General features: G+C 72.4%; 20 protein-coding genes. 11 read left to right on the top strand and 9 right to left on the bottom strand.

Features of this window, described 5'->3' with window-relative positions:
* The first annotated feature begins 290 nt into the window (after nucleotides 1–290).
* Both FFT21_RS30800 and FFT21_RS26295 read left to right on the top strand, forming a co-directional pair.
* Entirely contained in the window at nucleotides 291–362 is a 72-nt protein-coding gene (locus FFT21_RS30800; RefSeq protein WP_371856869.1) for a putative leader peptide, read from the top strand.
* A gap of 214 nt (nucleotides 363–576) precedes the next feature.
* Nucleotides 577–1,575 (top strand): ABC transporter substrate-binding protein, encoded by a 999-nt coding sequence (locus tag FFT21_RS26295; protein ID WP_225978778.1) that lies wholly within the window; start codon nucleotides 577–579, stop codon nucleotides 1,573–1,575.
* A 42-nt stretch (nucleotides 1,576–1,617) separates the two neighbouring features.
* On the opposite strand, the gene FFT21_RS26290 is transcribed toward FFT21_RS26295, so the two are convergent.
* The 4 genes from FFT21_RS26290 to FFT21_RS26275 form a co-directional block, all read right to left on the bottom strand.
* Nucleotides 1,618–1,812, bottom strand: coding sequence for a hypothetical protein (locus tag FFT21_RS26290; RefSeq protein WP_137816614.1), 195 nt, complete (start codon nucleotides 1,810–1,812; stop codon nucleotides 1,618–1,620).
* On the bottom strand, nucleotides 1,809–2,006 hold the full coding sequence (locus FFT21_RS26285) for a hypothetical protein (protein ID WP_137816613.1): 198 nt from the start codon (nucleotides 2,004–2,006) through the stop codon (nucleotides 1,809–1,811). The genes FFT21_RS26290 and FFT21_RS26285 overlap by 4 nt, the downstream gene beginning before the upstream one ends.
* A gap of 271 nt (nucleotides 2,007–2,277) precedes the next feature.
* A complete protein-coding gene (locus FFT21_RS26280) occupies nucleotides 2,278–3,462 on the bottom strand; it encodes a helix-turn-helix domain-containing protein (protein WP_137816612.1) in 1,185 nt (394 codons plus the stop codon).
* A 40-nt stretch (nucleotides 3,463–3,502) separates the two neighbouring features.
* Nucleotides 3,503–4,291, bottom strand: coding sequence for a carbon-nitrogen hydrolase family protein (locus tag FFT21_RS26275; RefSeq protein ID WP_225978777.1), 789 nt, complete (start codon nucleotides 4,289–4,291; stop codon nucleotides 3,503–3,505).
* 187 nt (nucleotides 4,292–4,478) lie between these two features.
* On the opposite strand from FFT21_RS26275, the gene FFT21_RS26270 reads away from it, so the two are divergent.
* The 6 genes from FFT21_RS26270 to FFT21_RS29330 all read left to right on the top strand — a co-directional run bounded on the left by FFT21_RS26270 (nucleotide 4,479) and on the right by FFT21_RS29330 (nucleotide 10,530).
* On the top strand, nucleotides 4,479–6,095 hold the full coding sequence (locus FFT21_RS26270) for an ABC transporter substrate-binding protein (protein ID WP_225978776.1): 1,617 nt from the start codon (nucleotides 4,479–4,481) through the stop codon (nucleotides 6,093–6,095).
* Nucleotides 6,092–7,273: an aminotransferase class V-fold PLP-dependent enzyme gene (locus tag FFT21_RS26265; RefSeq protein ID WP_137816609.1), complete on the top strand. Its 1,182-nt coding sequence runs from the start codon at nucleotides 6,092–6,094 to the stop codon at nucleotides 7,271–7,273. Before FFT21_RS26270 ends, FFT21_RS26265 begins: the two co-directional genes overlap by 4 nt.
* A gap of 74 nt (nucleotides 7,274–7,347) precedes the next feature.
* Nucleotides 7,348–8,664 carry a histidinol dehydrogenase gene (gene hisD / locus FFT21_RS26260; RefSeq protein WP_137816608.1) on the top strand — a complete coding sequence of 439 codons (1,317 nt, stop codon included), beginning with the start codon at nucleotides 7,348–7,350 and terminating at the stop codon, nucleotides 8,662–8,664.
* On the top strand, nucleotides 8,661–9,767 hold the full coding sequence (locus tag FFT21_RS26255; RefSeq protein WP_137816607.1) for a histidinol-phosphate transaminase: 1,107 nt from the start codon (nucleotides 8,661–8,663) through the stop codon (nucleotides 9,765–9,767). Before hisD ends, FFT21_RS26255 begins: the two co-directional genes overlap by 4 nt.
* The gene (hisB, locus tag FFT21_RS26250; RefSeq protein ID WP_137816606.1) at nucleotides 9,764–10,366 is read left to right on the top strand and encodes an imidazoleglycerol-phosphate dehydratase HisB; all 603 of its coding nucleotides are present in this window, start codon (nucleotides 9,764–9,766) and stop codon (nucleotides 10,364–10,366) included. The genes FFT21_RS26255 and hisB overlap by 4 nt, the downstream gene beginning before the upstream one ends.
* 5 nt (nucleotides 10,367–10,371) lie before the next feature.
* On the top strand, nucleotides 10,372–10,530 hold the full coding sequence (locus FFT21_RS29330) for a CG2302 family histidine operon protein (protein ID WP_192909759.1): 159 nt from the start codon (nucleotides 10,372–10,374) through the stop codon (nucleotides 10,528–10,530).
* Between the two features lie 9 nt (nucleotides 10,531–10,539).
* Here the strand turns inward: FFT21_RS29330 and FFT21_RS26245 are convergent, their stop codons facing one another.
* The 4 genes from FFT21_RS26245 to FFT21_RS26230 form a co-directional block, all read right to left on the bottom strand.
* A complete protein-coding gene (locus FFT21_RS26245) occupies nucleotides 10,540–10,902 on the bottom strand; it encodes a hypothetical protein (RefSeq protein ID WP_137816605.1) in 363 nt (120 codons plus the stop codon).
* Nucleotides 10,903–11,215: 313 nt separating this feature from the next.
* The gene (locus FFT21_RS26240; protein WP_137816604.1) at nucleotides 11,216–11,617 is read right to left on the bottom strand and encodes a hypothetical protein; all 402 of its coding nucleotides are present in this window, start codon (nucleotides 11,615–11,617) and stop codon (nucleotides 11,216–11,218) included.
* A 218-nt stretch (nucleotides 11,618–11,835) separates the two neighbouring features.
* Nucleotides 11,836–12,228, bottom strand: coding sequence for a hypothetical protein (locus FFT21_RS26235; RefSeq protein ID WP_137816603.1), 393 nt, complete (start codon nucleotides 12,226–12,228; stop codon nucleotides 11,836–11,838).
* A 222-nt stretch (nucleotides 12,229–12,450) separates the two neighbouring features.
* Complete coding sequence (locus tag FFT21_RS26230) at nucleotides 12,451–12,837, bottom strand: hypothetical protein (protein ID WP_137816602.1); 387 nt, start codon at nucleotides 12,835–12,837, stop codon at nucleotides 12,451–12,453.
* Between the two features lie 439 nt (nucleotides 12,838–13,276).
* Between FFT21_RS26230 and FFT21_RS26225 the strand changes: the two genes are divergently transcribed.
* Entirely contained in the window at nucleotides 13,277–13,675 is a 399-nt protein-coding gene (locus FFT21_RS26225) for a hypothetical protein (RefSeq protein WP_137816601.1), read from the top strand.
* 76 nt (nucleotides 13,676–13,751) lie between these two features.
* Here the strand turns inward: FFT21_RS26225 and soxR are convergent, their stop codons facing one another.
* Entirely contained in the window at nucleotides 13,752–14,213 is a 462-nt protein-coding gene (soxR, locus tag FFT21_RS26220; protein ID WP_137816600.1) for a redox-sensitive transcriptional activator SoxR, read from the bottom strand.
* 107 nt (nucleotides 14,214–14,320) lie between these two features.
* On the opposite strand from soxR, the gene FFT21_RS26215 reads away from it, so the two are divergent.
* A complete protein-coding gene (locus tag FFT21_RS26215) occupies nucleotides 14,321–14,962 on the top strand; it encodes a thiamine pyrophosphate-binding protein (protein WP_225978780.1) in 642 nt (213 codons plus the stop codon).
* A gap of 73 nt (nucleotides 14,963–15,035) precedes the next feature.
* Entirely contained in the window at nucleotides 15,036–15,929 is an 894-nt protein-coding gene (locus FFT21_RS26210; protein WP_137816616.1) for a transketolase family protein, read from the top strand.

Raw genomic sequence — 15,929 nt, 5'->3', positions numbered from 1 at the left:
CAAGAACTGGAAGATACTTGCCACCGGCTTTCGAGGGCGCCTCGCCGAGCTTCCGAATGTCATCCGAATCGTCACCGCACTGGAGTTCTACCGACTTGGCTGGTAAGGGCTCTGAATAACGCTCACCGTCCGGCAGCATGCACGTTGACGGGGATGCGTCAGCGGGACTGGTGACGTGGCGGGGAAAAGTCCAGGTCTGGGCGGGCGATGTGCGGTCCGGTGGCGGCGCTCGGTGTCCCGGGATGCGGATGAGGTAGAGCCGGTTCGGCCCGGCATGGCAGGGTGACGGCGTGACCGCGACCGGAGTTCGCCTGGTGGCCCGCCGCCACGTCGACCTCCTGCGCGTCGCCAGCGCGGCCTGACCGGCGGCCGAGTCGAGCCCGCCGCCGCTTTCCACCGTCCAGCAGGCGCCGGGTGCGCCGCCGGGAAATCCCTTCCTTACTGCAACGCCGCATGCGCGGTGCACACGTGTGCCTTCTTCCCGACATCACGCTTTCGCACCGGGAGGACCTGCCCGTGAAGCCCGCCCCGAGCGGCCGGCGCGTGCCTGTTGCCGCAGCCGCCGCCCTCTCCGTGTTGTCCCTGTCCCTGTTTGCCGGCTGCGCGCGCGTTGAGCATGTCGGCCCCGGCGCGGCGGCCGAGGTGCGCCTCGGCTTCTTCCCGAACGTCACGCACGCCTCGGCCCTCATCGCCCGCGGCAAAGGCTTCTACGCCAAGGAACTCGGCGGTACCAGGCTGACCGCGCAGCAGTTCAACGCCGGCCCGGACGAGGTCACCGCCCTGCTCGACGGGTCGCTGGACGCCGGATTCATCGGGTCCGGCCCGGCCGTCACCGCGTTCGCCCGCTCGGCAGGCAAGGGCGTCCGCGTGGTCTCCGGCGCCACGTCCGGCGGGGCGCAGCTCGTGGTGAAACCCGGCATCGCCGCGCCGGAACAGCTCCGGGGCCGGACCATCGCCGTCCCGCAGCGGGGCAACACCCAGGACATCGCGCTGCGGAAATGGTTGGCCGGCAAGGGGCTCGCCATCGGCGCCGGCCCGAACGAGGTCAACGTGGTGACCATGGACAACCCGCAGACCTTCGACGCGTTCCGCTCCGGCCGCCTGGACGGCGGCTGGCTCCCGGAGCCGTGGGCATCCCGCCTGGTGATCGACGCCGGCGGGCGCGTTCTGCAGGACGAGCGGGCGCTGTGGCCGGGCGGGAAGTTCCCCACCACCGTGCTGCTGGTGCGCACCCAGTTCCTGCGGGAGCACCCGGCCACGGTGGAAGCCCTGCTGCGGGCCGAGCAGGATGCCATCGAGTTCGCCGCGGCCGACCACGACGAAGCCGAAACCGTGGTCAACGACCAGCTCCGGCAACTCACCGGCGGGGAACTCAGCCGGCCGGTGCTGGACCGGGCCCTCGCCAACATCGAACTCACCACCGATCCGCTCGCCGTGGAGTTCAACCAGCTTGCCGGGGACGAGGTCACCGCAGGGGTGGTGAGAACGACGCCCGACCTGACCGGGTTCATCGACGTCGAGCCGCTGAACCGGGTCCGGCACGAGCGCGGCAAACCGCCGGTCGACCCGGGCTGAACCAGGTTCCCTGGCCGGTGGACCGCCGCCACGGCGGCGGGCCTAACCCGGGTCGACCTCGTTCGCGCGGTCGAGGAGATCCCGGCCGAGCCGGTAGAGCTGGTCGCCGACCAGGCGGAGGTGCGCCGGGTTCAACTCGCCGGCGTCCTGGTGTTCCAGCATGATCAGGACGACGTGGGCGATGGCCTGGTTGAGGTTGGCCAGGCGGGCCAGCAGTTCCCGGTCCCGGCGGATCACCGTTGCTGTCCCTCGGAGCTGGCCGGGAGGTGCCTGCCGGCGGGGTGGCGGCGGAGCGCGCGGCGCAGCTCGATCCGCGCGCGGGCCTGCTCCCGCCGGCGGCGCGACCGCTGCGCGGGGGAGCACCACCAGGCGCAGGCCGCCAGGCAACCGAGAATGACGCCGAGTTCCACGGGAACAAGGGGATCGCTCACCGGGCACCCTCCGGCCATGCGACGGGATCGAAGCCTGCGGTCGGCGGTAACTCGTCGAGATCGGTTTCCGGCCATTGTGGACACCGCGGGCGCTCGGCGCGTCGCGGACACGGCGAAGTTTCCGCAGAGTTCAGCAGATCGGCAACGGTCAGCGCCGCACCGGGCAGGTACCTGTGTCGACCGGCCACCACGTCACCTCCATGATCCGGAAGCGACGCTAGGGACCGTCGGTGTCGATCTTTTTTCACCGTGAATAGGTCACCCGTGCGGGTCACACCGGTAGCCCCGCCCGGTGCGCCATGCCACGCAGCTCCCGGCCGGCCGCGTCGTTTTTCGCCTTGGCGAGCAGCTCGCTGATGAGCGACCGCATGAACGGGTGCCGATGGATGCGCGCCGGCGAGATCCTTTCCGCCTGCCGGAGCATCATCACGGCGGTGTCGTGCTGGCGGGGCAGGCGGGCCAGTGCCCGGCCGTATTCCCGGTAGTAGGCGGCCCGCCGGGTCGGTGACGGCAGCAGGTCAGGATGTACGTTCTCGGCGATGTGCGCGGCCTCGGCGTACTCGCCGGCCTCCAGCGCGACCGTCATCCGCCACACCCCGACGTTGCTCGGTCCGAACCCGAACCACAGCGCGTTGCCCTCCCCGGTGCGGCGGGCGAGTTCGGTGGCGTGCTCCAACGCGGCGGAACGCCGTGCCACATCGCCGGTTGCCGCAGCGAGCAGCGATGACGTCAGCGCCAGCATGCCCGCCGCCTGCATCTGCTCCGGTGTGCTCAGCGAGAGATCCACGGCGGACACCGTCTGCTCGGCCAGGTCGAACGCGCCCGCTCCCATCAGGCCGAACGCGGTACCGAACGCGCTGACGGCGTGGGGCAGCGGTTCGTCAAGGTGCTCCGCCGCCTGCCGCGCCAGAGCCGCGGCCTGCCAGCCGAGGTCCAGCGGCGCGCCGATGTCCATCAGCCACGCCTGGCTGCCCTGCGTGTGCGTCAACGCCAGCAGCCGCAGCAGTTCCCGGACGTCCCGGCCGGCGTTCAACGTGGTGTGCAGATCGCGGATCAGCGCGGGTAGCGCGGCGCCCACCTCGGCGTACCGGCAGTCCCGTTGCGCCGTCAGCACCTCGTTGACGCGGGCGGAGAGTTGGTCGACGGGCTGCACCGCGCCGCGCGGTTCGTTCATGCTGGCGGCGAGCAGCGCCAGCCGGACCTCGTTGACGGCGCGGTCATCGTCGGGTTCGCCGGGCGTGGCCAGGGCGGCGCCGGTGATGTCGGTCGGCGCCACCTCCAACGCGGCGGCCAGCCTGACGATCAGTGAGCGCCGGTCCAGGGCGCGTTCGCCGCGTTCCAGGTTGGACAGATGCCCGACGGAGATGCCGGCGAGTCCGGCGACCACCGCCAGGCTCTTGCCCCTGGCGTGCCGGATCTGCCGCAGCCTGCGTCCGATCTCCGAGTCGCCCGCCATGAGGTGCCCCCTCGTCGCCGGTTGGGCTCCAGGCTAGTGATCACAGCCGCCGGTTGGCGAGCACCGGGATGGTGCGCCGGGCCTCGTCGACGGCCTTGGGATCGATGTCCAGCACGTGCACGTCCGGCCCGGGACCAAGCTGGGCGTGGATGCGGCCGTAGGGGTCGGCCACGGTGCTGTACCCGATGCCGAACGGGGTGGTGCCGACGTAGTCCATGCCGGACGCCGTGGGGTCGGCGGTGCCGCAGGCCACCAGCCACGAGGTGCTGTCCAGCGCCCGCGCCCGGACCAGCAGTTCCCACTGCTCCCGCTTGCCCGGCCCGGCGCCCCAGGACGCGCCGAGCAGCACGATCGGCGCGCCGCGGTCGGCGAGCAGCCGGAACAGTTCGGGGAACCGCACGTCGTAGCAGGTGGCCACGCCGAGCACGACGTCGTCCACGGTGACCGTCACCGGCTCCGACCCGGCCTCGACCGTCTTCGACTCGGTGAACCCGAACGCGTCGTACAAGTGGATCTTGTGGTAGCCGACGTGCTGGCCGCGCCCGGTGACCAGCATGGTGTTGCGCACCCGGTCGCCGGCGGGGGTGAACATGCCGGCGGCGAGCACCAGGCCGTGCTCGTCGGCGATCTCCCGCACGGCCGTGGCCCACGGGCCGTCCAGCGGCTCGGCCAGCGGCCGCAGCGGCACTCCGAAGCAGGCCATGGTGGCCTCGGGGAACAGCGCGACCCGCGCGCCGTCGTCCGCGGCCTGGCGGACCGCGTCACGCACCAGGGCCAGGTTCTGCTCCGGCTCCGGTGTCGAGGTGATCTGGCACAGCCCGATCCGCACGGTCGCACCTCCGTTCGCGCCGCCGGGACACCGCCGCCTCCCCGGTATACCAGGGCACCCGCCGCCGGAAACGCCGTGGCGCTGGTCACACGTGTGGCATACGGTGCGTGATCGGGTGGCGCTGACCTCCCCGATCGCGTGACCGGCCCCGTCGGCCGGGTGGGCCGCGCTCACTAGGGTCATGCCCGTGCGTCCCCGCAGGCTCCGGCTTCTCGTCGCGTCGCTGTGCGCGTTCCTCGCCACGGCCGCCAGCGCGTGCACCACGTCCAGCCCGCCGGCCACGCCCGGCGGCCGGGACACCACGCAGATCACGCTCGCCACCGCGGAGGAGCCGGACACGCTCAACCCGCTCCTGGGCTACGCCCCCAGCGGAGCGGCCAAGATCTTCGACGGGCTGCTGGAGCACGGCGCGGACGGCGCGCTGCACCCCGCGCTGGCCACCGAGGTACCGCAGCCGTCGGCGGACGACCGGTCGTGGACCGTGCCGCTGCGCACCGGGGTGAAGTTCAGCGACGGCACCCCGTTCGGCGCGGCCGACGTGGTGGCCACCTACCGTGCCGTGCTCGACCCGGCGACGGCCTCGCCGCTCCGCCCCCGCTACGACATGTTGACCAGCGTGGACGAGGTGAACGCGACCACGGTGCGGTTCAACCTCGCCTACCCCTACCCGGCGTTCCCGAACCTGCTGGTGCTCGGCATCCTGCCGGCCAGGGCGCTGGGCCAGCCCGGGCCGCTGACCGCCTCGCCGATCAACACCCACCCGATCGGCACCGGGCCGTACCAGCTCACCGAGTGGCAGCGCGGGGTGCGGATGGTGCTGTCCGCCAACCCGACCTACTTCGACGGGCCGCCCGCGGTGCGCAAGGTGACCGTGCTGTTCGGCGGGGACGACGCCACCCGGGCCAGCCGCACCCTGGCCGGGGACATCGACGGCGCACCGGTGGCCCCGGCGCAGACCCGCGACCTGCCCCGCTCCGGCGGTTACCTGCTCGCCACGCACAACAGCGCCGAGTACCGCACCGTCTCCATGCCCGGCCGCAACCCGGTCACCGCCGACCCGGCCGTCCGGCTGGCGCTCAACCAGGCGGTGAACCGCCGCGCCATGGTGGACGGCACGCTGGCCGGCAAGGGGGAGCCGGCGTCCACGCCGATCCCGAGCACGATGCCCGAGTTCGTGGAGCCCGGCGCCACCTTCGGCTACGACCGGGCCCAGGCCGGCCGGACGCTGGACGCGGCCGGCTGGGTGCCCGGGCCGGACGGCATCCGGGCCAGGGGCGGGACGCCGGCGCGGTTCACCCTGCTCACCCCCTCCGGGGACGCGGTGGCCCTGGCGCTGGCGCAGCAGTTCGCCGCCGACGCCCGCGCGGTGGGCGTGGACGTGCGGGTCGACCAGGTCGACCGGGACAACCTGCGCGCCCGGGTCAACCAGGACGCCGCGCTGCTCACCGGTGGCAACGCGTTCGACCCCGACCTGCAGGCGTACCGGCTGCTGCACTCCTCGGCCAGCCCCGGCGTCGCGGCCACCGGCGAACCCGTCGACCCCGGCTCCTACGCCGACGCGCGCGTGGACGCCGCGCTCGACGCCGGCCGGCGGGAGATCGACCCGGCGCAGCGGGCCGCCGACTACCGCGCCTTCCAGCGCGCCTACCTGGCCAACCCGGGCATGGTGTTCCTGGTCTTCCAGCAGCACACCTACGCGCTGCGCAACGACTGGACCGGCTACCAGGAGGTGGCCGACGCGGCCGAGCAGGGGATCACCTGGGGGCCGTGGTGGAACCTGGAGAAGTGGGAGCCCAAGCGATGACCGGCATCGACCTGGCCGCCGCCCGCGCGGACACTCCCGCCTGCCGCGACCGGGTGTTCCTGGACAGTGCCGGGTCATCGCTGCCGCCTCGGCCGGTGCTCGACGCGGTGACCAGCCACCTGCGCCGGGAGGCGGAGATCGGCGGCTACCGGGCCGCCGCCGAGCGGGCCGAGGACCTCGAGGACGGCTACTGCGCCTTCGCCGAGCTGCTCGGCTGCGCGCCGGACGAGGTCGCGTTCACCGACAGTGCCAGCCGGTCCTGGCTGGCCGCGTTCGACGCGCTGCCGCTCGGACCGGGCGACAGGCTGCTGGTCAGCGAGGTGGAGTACGCCAGCAACGGGATCGCCCTGCTCCGCCGCGCCGAGGAGGCCGGCGCCCGGGTGGAGGCCGTCCCGTCCGACGGCAGCGGCCAGCTCGACGTGGCCGCGCTGCGGGAGCTGCTGGACGAACGGGTCAGGCTGGTCTCGCTGGTGCACGTGCCCACCAACGGCGGCCTGGTCAACCCGGTGCGTGAGGTGGCCGAGGCGGCGCACGAGGTCGGCGCGCTGGTGCTGCTGGACGCCTGCCAGTCGGTCGGCCAGCTCCCGGTCCGGGCGGACGAGCTGGGGGTCGACCTGCTGTCCACCACCGGCCGCAAGTGGCTGCGCGGGCCGCGCGGCACCGGCGTGCTGGTGGTGCGCCGCGCGGCCGCCGAGCGGCTGCGGCCCCGGCTGGTGGACAACACCGGCGCCACCTGGGAGGCGCCCGACCGGGTGCGGCTGCGGGACGACGCGCGGGTGTTCGAGCTGTTCGAGTACGGCGTCGCCGCCCGGCTCGGACTGATCGCCGCCGCCCGGTACGCCCTCGACCTCGGCATCCAGCAGATCGCCGAGGCGGTCACCGAGCGGGCCGCGAAGCTGCGCGACGGGCTGGCCGCGCTGCCCGGCGTGGACGTGCGCGACCTGGGCCGGCAGCGGTGCGGCATCGTCACGTTCACCGTCGCCGGGGTGCCGGCCGGGCGGGTGCGGGACGCGCTCTGGGACGCCGGCGTGACCGTCACCGTCAGCCCCGCCGCGTCCACCCCGCTGGACATGAGCCGGCGCGGCCTCGCCGAGGTGGTGCGCGCGTCACCGCACTACTTCGTCTCCCCGGAGCAGATCGACACCTGCGTCGCGGAGGTCGCCCGGCTCGCCGGCTGACTCGGATCTCATCAGGCGGAACGTCTACCCTGGTAGCGGGAGCGAGAGCCGGTCGAGGGGAAGCGGGAACGCCCATGCTCAGCCGTACCGACCTGCGCGGTCGGGTGCCGTCCGCGGCGGAACTGCGCGCCACGCTGCCGCGCGCCGAGATGGACGTGGACGCCGTGCTGCATCTCCTCCGGCCGGTGGTGGAGGCGGTCCGCGACCGTGGCGTGGACGCGGTGCTGGAGTTCACCGAGCGGTTCGACCGGGTGCGGCCCGACCGCGTCCGGGTGCCCGCCGAGGAGCTGGACAAGGCACTTCGGGAGCTGGACCAGCCGGTCCGGCTGGCGCTGGAGGAGTCGATCTCCCGGGCCCGCCGGGTGCACGCCGACCAGCGGCGCACCGACGTCACCACCCAGGTGGTGGACGGCGGCACGGTCACCGAACGGTGGGTGCCGGTGGCCCGGGTCGGGCTGTACGCCCCGGGCGGGCTGGCCGTCTACCCGTCCAGCGTGGTGATGAACGTGGTCCCCGCGCAGGCCGCCGGGGTGGAGTCGCTGGTGGTGTGCTCGCCGGCGCAGGCCGAGTTCGGCGGCCGGCCGCACCCGACGATCCTGGCCGCGTGCGCGTTGCTCGGCGTGGACGAGGTATGGGCGGTCGGCGGCGCCCAGGCGGTCGCGCTGCTCGCCTACGGTGGCACCGACACCGACGGCGCCGAGCTGACCCCGGTGGACATGGTCACCGGGCCGGGCAACATCTACGTGACCGGCGCCAAGCGCATGCTGCGCGGCCTGGTCGGCATCGACTCCGAGGCCGGGCCCACCGAGATCGCCATTCTCGCCGACCACACCGCCGACCCGGTGCACGTGGCCGCCGACCTGATCAGCCAGGCCGAGCACGACACGCTCGCGGCCAGCGTGCTGGTCACCACCTCGGAGGAACTGGCCGACGCCGTGGACGCCGAACTGGGGAGGCAGGTCGCCGCCACCAAGCACACCGAGCGCATCGGCACCGCGTTGCGCGGCAAGCAGTCCGGCTGCGTGCTGGTGTCCGATGTGGACGACGGGTTGAAGGTCGTGGACGCCTACGCCGCGGAGCACCTGGAGATCCAGACGGAGAACGCCCGCGAGGTGGCGGCCCGGGTACGCAATGCCGGCGCGATCTTCGTCGGCCCGTACGCCCCGGTGTCGCTGGGCGACTACTGCGCCGGCTCCAACCACGTGCTGCCCACCGGCGGCTGCGCCCGGCACTCGTCCGGGCTGTCCGTGCAGACCTTCTTGCGCGGCATCCACGTGGTGGACTACTCGGCCGAGGCGCTGCGCGAGGTGGCCGACCAGGTGGTCGCGCTGGCCCACGCCGAGGACCTGCCCGCGCACGGCCAGGCGGTGACCGCAAGGTTCCGCCGATGAGCCGCCCGGTAGGAGACGGCGTCCGGCTGGACGATCTGCCGCTGCGCGAGGACCTGCGCGGCCGCACCCCGTACGGGGCACCGCAACTCGACGTGCCGGTGCGGCTGAACACCAACGAGAACCCGTACCCGCCGCCGCCGGAACTGGTCGCTGACGTGGCCGCCGCCGCCGGGGAGGTGGCCCGCAACCTGCACCGCTACCCGGACCGGGACGCGGTGGCGCTGCGCGAGGACCTGGCCGCATACCTGGCCGGCTCCACCGGGGTGCCGCTCACCGCGGCGAACGTGTGGGCCGCCAACGGGTCCAACGAGATCCTGCAGCAACTGCTGCAGGCGTTCGGCGGGCCGGGCCGGGTGGCGCTCGGCTTCGAACCGTCCTATTCGATGCACCCGATCATCGCCGCCGGCACCCGCACCGAGTGGATGCCCGCGCCGCGGCGGGAGGACTTCTCCCTGGACGCGGTGGAGGCGGCCAAGGTGGTTGCCGAGCGCCGGCCGGACGTGCTGTTCGTGACCAGCCCGAACAACCCGACGGGCCAGTCCATCCCGCCGGAGGACCTGCGCGAGATCGTGGCCGCCGCGCCGGGCGTCGTGGTGGTGGACGAGGCCTACGCCGAGTTCTCCACCTGGCCGAGCGCGGTCGGCTTGCTCGACGAGTTCGGCGACCGGCTGGTGGTCAGCCGCACGATGAGCAAGGCGTTCGCCTTCGCCGGCGGCCGGCTCGGCTACCTGGCCGCGGCCCCGGCCCTGGTGGACGCGCTGCAACTGGTCCGGCTGCCCTACCACCTGTCGGTGCTCACCCAGGCCGCGGCGCGGGCCGCGCTGCGGCACGCCGACGCCACCCTCGCCTCGGTGGCCAGGCTGGTCGCCGAGCGTGGCCGGGTGGTGGACGCCCTGTCGGGCATGGGTTTCCAGGTGGTGCCCAGCGACGCCAACTTCGTCCTCTTCGGACGGTTCCAGGACGCCGCCACGGTGTGGCGGTCCTACCTGGAGCACGGCGTCCTGGTGCGCGACGTGGGCATCGCCGGGCACCTGCGGGTGACCATCGGCACCCCCGAGGAGAACGACGCGTTCCTGACCGCCAGTGAGGAGATCAGCAGGTGAACCGCACGGCCAGGGTCGAGCGCAGCACCAGGGAGTCGACGGTGCTGGTCGAACTCGACCTCGACGGCGCCGGGAAGGTGGACGTCAGCACCGGGGTGCCGTTCTACGACCACATGCTCACCTCGCTCGGTACCCATGGTGCGTTCGACCTGGTGGTCCGGGCCACCGGCGACGTGCCGGTGGACGCGCACCACACCGTCGAGGACGTGGCGATCGTGCTCGGCCAGGCGATCCGGCAGGCGCTGGGCGAGAAGAAGGGCATCCGCCGGTTCGGCGACGCCTGGGTGCCGATGGACGAGACGCTGGCGCACGCCGCGATCGACGTGTCCGGCCGGCCGTACTGCGTGCACGTCGGCGAGCCCGAGTCGGTGGCCGGCTTCGTGGTCGGCGGCAACTACCCGGCGGTGCTGAACCGGCACGTGTTCGAGTCGCTGGCCTTCCACGCCCACGTCGCGCTGCACGTGCGGGTGGTCCACGGCCGCGACCCGCACCACATCACCGAGGCCCAGTACAAGGCGGTGGCCAGGGCGCTGCGGGCGGCCGTCGAGCCGGACCCGCGGCTGGGCGACGGTGTGCCGTCCACCAAGGGCGTGCTGTAGACCCCATGTCCAAGGAGTGGATCGTCGTCGGGCTGCTCGCCCTGGCCGGGTTCCTGGCCGGCGGTGTGTATTCGACGTGGCGGACGGCGCGGGTGCTGGCCGCCGTGCTCGCCGTCGCCGCCCTGCTCGCCCTCGGCGGGGCCGCCGCCTGGTACTTCGGCTGAGCCGCCCGATCAGGGATGGTTCGCCACGAGGAACACGGTGCGGGCGAACACCTTGCTGGACTGGCCGATGGCCGTCACGTTGCGGGCACCCGAGGACTCGTCGCCCGGAACGTTGAACATCGCGGAGAACTCGCCACTACCGCTGGCGCGCGTCCTGGCCCGCACGGACGAGCCCAGCAGGATCTGGATGTTCTCGTTGGGCCAGAAACCGCAGCCGGACACCCGCACCTGCGTGTTCGGTGAGCCGAAGAACGGGCGCACGAAGACGCAGTCCTCGGTCCCCGCGACCGCGCTGGCCGCCGGCGGTGCCGCCGCCACCGGTGTCACGGCGACACCGGCGGCCACCGCCGCGGCGCACAGCATCCGTGTCACCGTCTTCCATCGCCGAGCCGTCACAAGCATGATCCCCCCATCTGGTGCGGCTTCCCTGCCGGGCATGTCACCCGTTAGGTGCTTTCCCCCAAATGGAGGGTGGGTCACGAAACCGAGCGCGGCAATCACCCACTCGGTGAGAGGTCTCCTCCCACGCGCCGCCGGCCCCGGAGCGATCTCGAATCGCCCCGGGGCTCGCAGCGGATAACTGTGCGGTCTCCCTATGCCCGCCCGATCACGGTGCCTCGTTCAGAAGTTCACGCCTGGGCAGCTCTCGCAGGCCGTGGTCGCTGGGCCGGTTCGCCGACGACGCTCACGGGTGGTTCTGCACGAGGAAGTGGCTGCGGGCGAACAACTTGCTGGACAGGCCCACGGCCGTCAACACGCGGGCGCCCGCCCGCTCGTCGCCCGGAACCAGGAATTTCGTGACGAACTCGCCCTTGCCGTTGGCGCGTGTCCTAGCGCGCGGGTCGCCGGCGCCACCGCCGAACAGGACCTCGATGCCCTCGTTGGGCCAGAAACCGCACCCGGACACCGTCACCTCGGTGGTCGGCGGCCCGAAGAACGGACGCGGGAAGATGCAGTCCTCGGTCCCCACCGACGCCCGGGCCGGCGGTGATACCGCCGCCACCGGTGTCACGGCGACGCCGGCGGCCACTCCCGCGGCGCAGAGTATCCGTGCCAGCCTGCTCCATCGCCGAGCCGTTGAACGCATGATCCCCCCACCCTTGGTCAGGCTTCTCCGATCGGGTCGTTCACACTCTTGGTGTTCCCCTAATTGAGGGTGAGTCGTGGAAACGAGGTGTGGCAATCACCCACTGGAGTAAAGAAATGGGGCGTCCTGTCGCCATGTGCGAACGAGCCCCGGAACGACCTCAGGTCGTCCCGGGGCTCGCCACGGGAAGCGGCGCGGAATACCGCGCCGGCCTCCGATCAGAAGTGGTTCGCCACCTGGAAGGTGGTGCGGGCGAACTTGCGGCTGGACAGGCCGGTGGCCGTCACCGTGCGCGCACCCAGCGGCTCGTCACCCGGAATACTGACGGTCTGGGCGAACTCGCCCTTGCCGTTGGTGAACGATCTGGCCCGGATGGACGTGGCCAGCAGGATCTCGATGCTCTCGTTGGGCCAGAAACCGCACCCGAACACGGTGACCTGCTCCGTCGGTGCGCCGAAGAAGGGACGCACGTACAGGCAGTCCTCCGTTCTCGCGGCCGCGCCGAGCGGCGGCGGTGCCACCGCCACCGGTGTCACGGCGACGCCGGCGGCCACCGCCGCGGCGCACAGCATTCGTGTCAATCTCGTCCATCGCCGCGCCTGCACACGCATGATCCCCCACCCTCGGTCAGGCTTCCCATAGCTGTCATTTGTCCCCGTTTGGGTGTCCCCGCACGGAGCATGGGTCACCGACCTGGGCCGCGCAATCACCCACCTCGTATGAAAGAGTCGCACCCAGTCCGGGCGCCTGCGACGGGACGGGCCCCGGGACGACCTGAGGTCGCCCCGGGGCCCGCGGTGTGGCTGATCAGACGGCACGGTGGCCGCGAGTGCTCACGGGTGGTTCGCCACGAGGAAGGTGGTACGGGCGAACCGGTGGCTCTTCAGGCCCACGGCCGTCAGGTTCCGAGCGCCCAGGCTCTCGTCGCCCGGGATGCTGAGGGTCGTGAAGAACTCGCCCCTGCCGTTGGTGAACGACCTGGCCCGCAGGGACGTGCCGAGATAGATCTCGATGCCCTCGAAGGGCCAGAAACCGCAGCCGGCCACGTTCACCTGCGACGTCGGTGGCCCGAAGAACGGGCGCACGAAGAGACAGTCCTCGGTTCCGGCGCTGGCCAGCGCCGGAACCGCGGCCGCAGGAGAAACGGCAAGCCCGACCGCCGCAGCCACCGCGCACGCGGTCCGCGCCAGCTTGCCCGGTCGTCGATTGTCAGAACGCATGGTCCCCCCCTGTTCCAGGAATTCACCGTATGATCGTCGGTAGGACGACGATTTTTCATGCTCGCGTGTTTCCGTATGGAGGATGCTTCGGCGGTGTGACCGTGACAATCACCCATGCGGTTCCTGGGCTGTCACGTACGGGTGTATCCATAGCCGGAGCGTCCCTATTCCTGGCGGAATGTAGTCGATCGGTCACGCTATTCGACACGCGTCGACGGGCGTGTCGAATGCAGAATTTCTGGCGTGACGGCCTGGTGACGCGCGGTGCGTTCTTCGTCATTTTCCCGCAATGATTATCGAAATTACCCAATCGCGTTTCGGTGCCAGGCGACCGGGCGATTGCGGCCGCCATGTCCGGCGGACATGCTCGGTGTGGCGACCGGCTGGGCGTGGTGCCGGTCAATTGTATTTCCGGGCGGGGAAACCGGAGGGACTCAAGGTGAAGCGCCGACTCAAGGATCTGGTGACATGGTCGCGGCTGTGGTCCGCGGCGGGGGTGGCTGCCGCCCTCACCCTGATGCCGGTGGTGGCGGCTCCGGCGTCGGCCGGCGGCAGTTGCATGCTGGCGACGCCGCCGTTCGGGCCGCCGACGACACAGGTGACGCTGCGGGGCTGCGGGTTCGGCGCCCACGAGATCGTGCGCGTCTACTTCGGTCAGGCCCGCGTGGCGACGGCCTGGACCGACAGCGACGGCTACTTCAGCAGCACGTTCAACGTGCCGGCCAGCACCGAGGGCGCCACCGTCCTGCTCGCGGTGGGCGACCGCACCCGGATGGTCCACGGCGGAGCGTTCATGGTGCTCAGCGAGACGTGGCACTCGCCGAACCACCTGTGGTGAGCCGGCCGCCGGCCACCGCGAGGCGAGCCGGTCGGCCGTAGCGGGCGGCGACCGCGCCCGTCAGCGACCACCGCCGTCAGCGGCCGCCCTCGCAGACCGGCCGGAGCCGGGGCGCGCCGGGACCGTCCGCGGCGAACCGGTCGTCCGCGTTGTGCAGAGAGCAGGTTTTCAACGACAGGCACCCGCAGCCGATGCAGGACGTCAACCGGTCACGGAGGCGTTGCAGCGCGTCGATCCGCGCGTCCAGCTCGGCCCGCCAGGTGCGGGACAGCCGCTGCCAGTCCGTCCTGGTGGGCACCCGACCATCCGGAAGGGTGGCCAGCGCGTCCCGGATCTGCTCCAGGCTCAGCCCGACGCGCTGCGCGGCCCGGATGAACGCCAGCCGGCGCAGCACACCGCGCTGGTAGCGCCGCTGGTTGCCGGCGGTGCGCTCGCTGGTGATCAGGCCGCGGTCCTCGTAGAACCGCAACGCGGTGTGCGGGATGCCGCTGCGCTGCACCACCTGCCCGATGGTCAGCAGGTCCGGGAGCTTGGACATGCCGGGACCCTAACCGTTGACCTCGAGTTTGGTCGAGGTTGCACGATCCGCCTGTGACCGTCGAGACACTGACCGGCTACGCGGCCCTGCAACCGCTGATGGCCAGGATGACCGGGGACGAGAAGCACGACATCGCCGCCGAGTCCACAGTCGACATTCTCTGGGTGCTCTACGACCGGGTGCTGGACGTCGCACCGGGCCGGATGGACGACCCGGACCGGGACCGGTTCCTGCTGTCCAAGGGGCACGGGCCGATGGCCTACTACGCGGTGCTCGCCGCCAAGGGCTTCCTCGATGCGGCCGAACTGGACGGCTGGGCCCGGTTCGGCTCGCCGCTCGGCCACCACCCGGACCGCGTGCTGGTGCCCGGGGTGGAGATCGGCAGCGGGTCGCTCGGCCATGGGCTGCCGATCGGGCTGGGCGTCGCGCTCGGGCTGCGCGCCCAGGGCCGCAACCGGCCGAGGGTGGTGGTGCTGGCCGGCGACGCCGAACTGGACGAGGGCAGCAACCACGAGGCCATCGCGGTGGCCGGCCGCCTCGGCGTGGACAACCTCACCGTGGTCGTGGTGGACAACGCATCGGCGAGCCTCGGCTGGCCGGGCGGCATCGCGCGGCGGTTCGCCGTCGAGGGGTGGGCCACCACGACCGTCGACGGGCGGGACCACGACGCCCTGGAAGCCGCGTTCACCGCGCCGCACGCCGGCCGGCCGCTGGCCGTCGTCGCCACGGTCGAACCCAAGGGGGCGTGATGCCCACGTCACGGACCACAGCCCGGGAACTCGCGGGAAAGGAACTGGCACGGTGACCACGATCGCGGCCGACATGCGGCAGACCTTCCTGCACACCGTCTCCGGCGCGCTGGACGACGACCCCCGGCTGGCCCTGGTGCTGGCCGACATCTCCTACGCCACCGTCGCCCCGGCCGCGCAGCGGCACCCGTACCGCGTGATCAACGTGGGCATCCGGGAACAGCTCATGATCAGCGTGGCCGGCGGCCTGGCACTGGCCGGCATGCGGCCGGTGGTGCACACCTTCCCGCCGTTTCTCGTCGAGCGCCCGTTCGAGCAGATCAAGCTCGACCTCAACCACCAGGGCGTGGGAGCCGTCCTGGTCAGCTCGGGCGCGTCCTACGACATGGCCGGCGCCGGCCGCACCCACCAGGGACCGGGCGACGTGGCGCTGCTCGACACGCTGCCCGGGTGGACCGTGCACGTGCCCGGCCACCCGGAGGAGGCGCGCCGGCTGCTGCTCGCCGCGCTGCCCGGCGACGACCGGGTCTACCTGCGGCTGTCCGCCCAGGCCAATGCCGAACCGCAGCCGGAGACTGGGGGTTTCCGGGTGCTTCGGCGAGGCCGGGCGGGCGTGGTGCTCGCGGTCGGGCCGATGCTGGACCGGGTGCTCGACGCCACCGCCACGCTCGACGTGACGGTGCTGTACGCGGCCACCGTCCGCCCGTTCGACGCGGCCGGACTCCGGGCCGCCGCGCTCACCGCCGACCGGCCGGACGTGGTGGTCGTCGAGCCCTACCTGGCCGGCACCTCGGCCCACCTGGTGGCGGACGCGCTCGCCGACGTGCCGCACCGGCAGCGCGGCCTCGGCGTCCGCCGCGACCGGGAACTGCGCGCCTACGGCGTGCCGGCCGACCACGACGCCGCGCACGGACTGGACGCACCCGGCGTCGCCGCCGCGGTCCGCGCCTTCCTGCGGCTGGACTAG

This window comes from Gandjariella thermophila (assembly GCF_005405885.1).
Taxonomy (GTDB): domain Bacteria; phylum Actinomycetota; class Actinomycetes; order Mycobacteriales; family Pseudonocardiaceae; genus Gandjariella; species Gandjariella thermophila.
The sequence above is the reverse complement of the archived record's forward strand: the minus strand, read 5'-3'. Positions and strand labels throughout refer to the sequence as shown.